The organism is Pseudomonas sp. FW305-28 (genome assembly GCF_017351395.1).
Taxonomy (GTDB): domain Bacteria; phylum Pseudomonadota; class Gammaproteobacteria; order Pseudomonadales; family Pseudomonadaceae; genus Aquipseudomonas; species Aquipseudomonas fluorescens_AA.
On record NZ_JACNDD010000297.1, the window covers coordinates 1 to 1,073 of the forward strand.

1 protein-coding gene is annotated in these 1,073 nt (G+C 62.0%); it reads right to left on the reverse strand.

From position 1 onward, the window contains the following. Positions 1–420, reverse strand: a 420-nt coding sequence (locus tag J4E53_RS30490; protein ID WP_207268290.1) for an OprD family outer membrane porin, incomplete at its 3' end; no start/stop codon positions are given. Positions 421–1,073 lie beyond the last annotated feature (653 nt).

Sequence of the window (1,073 nt, forward strand, 5' to 3'; positions counted from 1 at the left end):
TGGCATCCACTCGCCGACCTTCAGCTCGGTCTTCGACACCTTGGCCTTCAGGGCCACGCCCAAACGGCCGAAGTCGTCGGCCGGGCGACCGTCGTCATGCACCGGCAGCAATTGCGTACCCGCCGTGCCGCGACCGCCGTCGAGCTTGACCGAGTACATCCCCAGTATGTCCACGCCGAAACCGACCGTGCCCTGGGTGAACCCGGACTTGGCGTCGAGGATGAAACTTTGGGTCCACTCTTCGGCCTTGCCCTGGGCGTTGTTCGGGTTGGTGAAGTTGCGGTTGAAATAGAAGTTACGCAGGTTCAGCGTGGCCTTGGCATCTTCGACAAACCCCGATTCCGCCGCCAGGACGGGCAGGGCGGTACCGCTCAGGGCGACGGCAATGAGGCTGGGGAACAAGTGCTGTGTGGGCTTCATGGGCGTTGTCTCTATTTTTTGTGGACGAAGCGGGTCGTTGCCGCACGTTTTGAAGTGCAGGCGGTAAGGGTGGAGCCAGGGGTGTCAGGGCGATCGGGGATCAGCCGGGCGAGGCGGGGCGTAGGGGCATGGCGTCGAACCTGTTGTTATTGGTTTTGTGCGAGGGATGGTGAAGGGCGGCCCGGGATCGGTTCAATTGCCGTTTGCGGGTTTTGGGCGATTATCGAACAGCAAAAAGGGTCGATTGGTTGGATGAAGAGCCTGTGGGAGCGAGCTTACTCGCGATGGCGGCCTGACAGCCGACCTGATTCTGGCATCTGGACTCCGATCCAATGTGGGAGCGAGCTTGCTCGCGAAGACGATGGCACAGTCGTTGAAGATGTTGAATGCTCCGGCCTCTTCACGAGCAAGCTCGCTCCCACAGGGAAAACGCGGTCCCACCAAGAACCAGGTCGGCTACTAGGCCGCCTCGCGGTGGACGTTGATCTTGGCGCCCCATTAACCACGCTGGCTGAACGAAGGTATTGCGCAGTGGGCAACCCGGCATGGATGCCGGGTTAGCCGCGCTGGGCCATGGATGGCCCTTCGCGGCGGCCCACGGAGCAATGCCTTCGTTCAGGCATGCCGAGCCTAGGCGAGGCACCGAGTGGTGG